Genomic DNA, 4654 nt, shown 5'->3' with positions numbered 1-4654 from the left:
GAAATGTACTTATTGATAAGCTGTTGACTCTTGAATGATAGCTTTCAGCCATGAGCTTTCCACTGATAACTGATAACTGATAACTGATTACTGATTACTGATTAACTTGACTGCCGTGACTGCGAGGATCGGTTTGACTAGCGCCCGCAAGGATATTAAAATCAGAAGCCTGTCCCGTAGTGGTGGCATAGGGTAGGGTAGAATTGGTTAAAAGTGCTTCTAAATTAGCGGTTAAAATTGATTTTGGCTGTTCTCCGATCGCTTGGGCAACTGGTTGTCCTTGATTATTTAAAAAGACAAAATGGGGAATACCATCCACACGATAACGGAGAATTTCCGGCAACCATTTATTATTATCAACGTTGAGCATGACAAAATTAATGGCATTACCGTATTGTTTTTTAATTTCGGCAATTTCAGCGGCCATCGCCTGACAACTGGTACACCAATTAGCATAAAATTCTGTCAGGGTGGGTTTACCATTGCTGAGGGCAAGATCGAAAGGTGTCGCTTTTTCCGCTTGCGCTTCCAAAGATACAGAACTAGCGGTGGTTTGAAACCCGAAGAAAATCGCTACACTAAGAATAACTGCCGTTACTGCCAGCAGCAGATTTCTGATTTTATTGGTGGGTGTGGTGGCTGTCATGGATAGTCTCTCAAAAATTATTCCTATCCTATCCTATCCTCATGAAAAAACGCGTTACTCTCACTTTTCCCAAAAAAGCCGTCCATATGCCCGTTACCTATCGACTGGCGAAGGATTTTAATGTCGCCGCTAATATTATCCGCGCCCAAGTTGCCCCCAATCAAGTGGGAACATTAGTATTAGAATTATCGGGAGATATCGATGAGTTAGAAGCGGCGATCGAATGGTTACAATTACAAAATATTGGCGTTTCCCAAGTTAGTCGCGAAATCGTCATTGATGAAGAAAAATGCGTCGATTGTGGGTTATGTACGGGAGTTTGTCCCACGGAAGCTTTAACCCTTGATCCCGAAAGTTTTCGTCTCAAGTTTTTGCGTTCCCGTTGTGTGGTTTGTGAACAATGTATCCCCACTTGTCCCGTGGTGGCAATTTCCACAAACTTGTAAAGTAGCAGTTATTAAATTAATTTTTTTGCCCATTTAAATAATAGCCATCTCTGGAGATTTTAAGCCTTCATTTGTCTCCAACGCGGTTAATCGTCACAAATATCCCCTTCCCTTTCTGCCTAAAGACCCTTTCTCCGATACCATAGTTAAAAAGAGATTGCTGACTCTGGCCACATCTGTGGGGATTACATACCATTAATCATGGTTTTTTTGCAAAAAATACAAAAAACTTGACATGACTTCTGCCGTTCCTCGCCTTTCCTATCCTGATAGTCCGATTGCTGATCTTCGCGGCCTCTATAACTTTATCCTCAACCCGCAACTGTTAGCCGCAGAAAAGGGAAATCCGTCGATCGTTAGTTTTTGTCAAAAAATTTCCCCCGTTGATCCCCTAGAAATTCTCTCTCGGATTGCCTCTAGCTATGCCACCCATTGTTATTGGGAAAATCCCGAACGAGAAACCGCTTTTCTCGGCTACGGCATCGCCTTTGCTGCCACTTTCCACGGCAAACAACGTTTTTTAAAAGCTCAAAAATTTATTAAAAACTGTCAACAAAGAATTATTAAAATTGATAACTATAGCGAGATTACTCCCCGCATCTTTTGTAGTTTCACTTTTTTCGACTCGGAAAGAGCTACCCCCTTTCCCTCAGCTACCCTAACCCTGCCTAAGTTTCAAATTATCAAAAAACAGTCGGAATATTTTTTCCTTACCAATCTCCTAATCACCGGCGAAAAAGAAATAGAAAACTCCCTCGAAGAAACTATCAACAACCTCAAAATTATCCAAAATAACTCGAGCAATTGCCGACAAAATCCCCACCAGGATCCCTGTAGTTATTATATTCATCCTACCTATAATTTTCAAGCGGCTGTTGCCGATGCACTCCAATCTATCCACGCCGAAAAATTTAGCAAAATTGTCCTCGCTCACGCTCTTGACGTGATTTCTCCCCGTCCTTTTCATCTGGTAAACTGTCTCGATAATTTGCGTCAGCGTCATCCCGATTGCTACACTTTTTCCCTCGGCAATGGACGGGGAGATCATTTTATCGGCGCTAGTCCCGAACGCTTGTTAACTGTCCATCAGGGGCAATTAATCACCGATGCTTTAGCGGGATCCGCTCCCCGGGGAGAAAATGCGATCGAAGATGCTCTCTTGGCCAATAAACTCCTCGCTAGTGAAAAAGAACAACGGGAACATCGGGCCGTTAGTGACTTTATTAACCAAAAACTGCGACAAATTGGCTTAAATCCGCAAAATTCTCCTTCTAGATTGTTAAAACTCTCCAATATTCAACATCTCTGGACTCCTATCCATGCCAAACTCAAACCCTCCATCCATCCCCTCGAAATTGTTGCCCAACTACACCCCACTCCTGCTGTTGCTGGGGTTCCCACGGAGATCGCTTTAGCACAAATTCGTCATTATGAAACCTTCGATCGCTCTCTTTATGCCGCTCCTTTGGGTTGGATCGATTGTCAAAATAATAGTGAGTTTATTGTTGGTATTCGTTCGGCCTTAATTAAAGGCGATCGAGCGCGATTATACGCCGGTGCGGGTATTGTTGCCGGTTCCGATCCGGAAAAAGAACTAGCAGAAATTCAGCTTAAATTTCAAGCTCTCTTAAAAGCTTTAACTTAAACTGTAGCTTGTTACCGAACTAATAACTTAAATAAGTCTAATTTACCCTTAAAAGGCGGATATTTTAAAGCGGGATTGAACCAAAGAGGTGTTTTCATAATCGCTTTTTGGTGACTAAAATTCTCAAAGGAAAAATGACCATGATAGCTACCAATACCGCTATTTCCTCGACCACCAAAGGGTAAACTAGGATTAGTAAAATGAAAACTATTGTTGTTAATACAACCTCCCCCAAACTGGACTGATTCTAACCATTTCTTTTCGGTCTTTGCCTTGGTAGTAAACAGATAAAAAGCTAGAGGGTTAGGATTTTTAGCAATAATTGCTAAAGCTTCCTCAAAAGTGCTAAAGGCAATGATCGGTAAAATTGGACCGAATATTTCCCCTTGCATAATAGGAGCATCGAGGGAAACATTAGTTAATAAAGTTGGTTGAATATATAAATTTTCTCGATCGGTTTTGCCTCCAAAAACAATCTCACCATCTTGGAGAAAGTCAATCAGGCGATCAAATTGTTTCTCATTAATTATCTTACCATAATCAGCACTTAATCTGGCATCTTTACCGAAAAAATTAACAATAGTGTTTACTAATTCTCTGATCACATTCTCCTGCTGGGATTGATGTACTAAAACATAATCAGCTGCGATACACATTTGACCACAATTAGAGAATTTTGTCACGGCAATGCGACGGGTTGCCACGGAAATATTAGCATCAGCTTCGATAACACAGGGACTTTTTCCCCCTAATTCTAGAGTAACGGGAATTAACTTTGCTGCCGCTAGTTGATAAATAATTTTTCCTACCCTTGTACTGCCAGTAAAAAATATATGATCAAAGGTAAAACTGTCTAACATATTCGGAATTACTTCCGCACCATCTCCCGGGACAATTAACACATATTCTTCGGGGAATATTTCTTCAATTATTTTAACTACTAATTTTTCCGTCGCTGAGGCAAATTCACTCGGTTTTAATACCGCACAGTTACCGGCAGCAATGGCACCGACTAAAGGCACTAATAACAATTGGAGGGGATAATTCCAAGCACCAATAATTAAAACCACTCCTAAAGGTTCCCGAATAATCTGACTGGAGGATGGGAAATTTAAGAGATTAGTTTTAACAGTTTTGGGTTGCATCCATGAGCGCAAATTTTTTAAAGCGGTATTAATTTCCACCAAAAGGAAGCCATTTTCAGTAACCCAACAATCCTCGGGACTTTTCTTTAAATCGCTATATAAAGCTCGATATATCTCTGCTTCATATTTAATGATTGCCTGTTTTAACTTCTCTAACTGCTGACGACGGAATTGATAGGAACGAGTTGCACCACTGGCAAAGTACTGACGCAATTTGGCTAATTTTTCTGAGTTTGACAGCATCGAAATAATTCCTAACTTAATGATGAAATTCTACGGCATCCACTGGGGACGAATTCCCGCTAGAGGTAATTCAATTAAATCAGATTTACTGGCTTTTACTCCATCTTGTAGGGGAGGAATTAACATCCACAAACGACCACCGATAATTGTTTCTCCCGAATCGGTAGTCAAGAGATTAGTAGGATTAGTATCATAACTGGTGCGAAGTTGATCAAAAATAATTGCTAAACCATCGGGAGATAAACTAATGTGAATATCACGATAATCAGCTAATTCCAGTAGGGGAGTCACTTGACCGGTCTTCACATCTATTTTAGCAAAATAGGGTTTTTCTTTGTACTCTTGACTGTTAGTAACTAACTCGGTTAACAAACAATACAAATCACTACCAGTGGCATTAAATTGACAATCTATAATCGAACCTTGTAGATTGAGTAAGCGTTTTTGTAATCCTTGATTATTGACATAAAAAAGCGATCGAATATAACGCATTTTGGCATTATCAGTATTAAAATTTACCATTGCTGCG

At 40.3% G+C, this 4654-nt stretch carries 4 protein-coding genes and 1 pseudogene; 2 read left to right on the top strand and 3 right to left on the bottom strand.

The genetic code is table 11. The annotated features are described in order from the left end of the window. Positions 1 to 94: 94 nt before the first annotated feature. Positions 95 to 646 carry a thioredoxin family protein gene (locus tag PX636_RS06445; protein ID WP_288116539.1) on the bottom strand — a complete coding sequence of 184 codons (552 nt, stop codon included), beginning with the start codon at positions 644 to 646 and terminating at the stop codon, positions 95 to 97. Positions 647 to 687: 41 nt separating this feature from the next. Here PX636_RS06445 and PX636_RS06440 point away from each other — a divergent pair, with 41 nt between their 5' ends. After that, complete coding sequence (locus PX636_RS06440) at positions 688 to 1092, top strand: NIL domain-containing protein (RefSeq protein ID WP_002739790.1); 405 nt, start codon at positions 688 to 690, stop codon at positions 1090 to 1092. Between the two features lie 235 nt (positions 1093 to 1327). Then, positions 1328 to 2737 (top strand): isochorismate synthase, encoded by a 1410-nt coding sequence (locus tag PX636_RS06435; RefSeq protein ID WP_002797582.1) that lies wholly within the window; start codon positions 1328 to 1330, stop codon positions 2735 to 2737. 11 nt (positions 2738 to 2748) lie between these two features. On the opposite strand, the gene PX636_RS06430 is transcribed toward PX636_RS06435, so the two are convergent. Together PX636_RS06430 and PX636_RS06425 are read right to left on the bottom strand one after the other, a co-directional pair. After that, positions 2749 to 4125, bottom strand: a complete 1377-nt coding sequence (locus tag PX636_RS06430) for an aldehyde dehydrogenase (RefSeq protein WP_288116538.1) — start codon at positions 4123 to 4125, stop codon at positions 2749 to 2751. 30 nt (positions 4126 to 4155) lie between these two features. Next, positions 4156 to 4654 (bottom strand): annotated as a pseudogene (locus PX636_RS06425) (hypothetical protein); the annotation flags it as partial.

This window comes from Microcystis sp. M53598_WE2 (assembly GCF_030067735.1).
Classification (GTDB): Bacteria; Cyanobacteriota; Cyanobacteriia; order Cyanobacteriales; family Microcystaceae; genus Microcystis; species Microcystis aeruginosa.
Note: the sequence above shows the minus strand (reverse complement) of the source record. Positions and strands in the feature narration are given on the sequence as shown.

Coding starts and splice junctions, on each gene's coding strand:
- PX636_RS06435 (WP_002797582.1), top strand. CDS start 1,328: ATGACTTCTGCCGTTCCTCGCCTTTCCTATCCTGATAGTCCGATTGCT.
- PX636_RS06445 (WP_288116539.1), bottom strand. CDS start 646: ATGACAGCCACCACACCCACCAATAAAATCAGAAATCTGCTGCTGGCA.
- PX636_RS06440 (WP_002739790.1), top strand. CDS start 688: ATGAAAAAACGCGTTACTCTCACTTTTCCCAAAAAAGCCGTCCATATG.
- PX636_RS06430 (WP_288116538.1), bottom strand. CDS start 4,125: ATGCTGTCAAACTCAGAAAAATTAGCCAAATTGCGTCAGTACTTTGCC.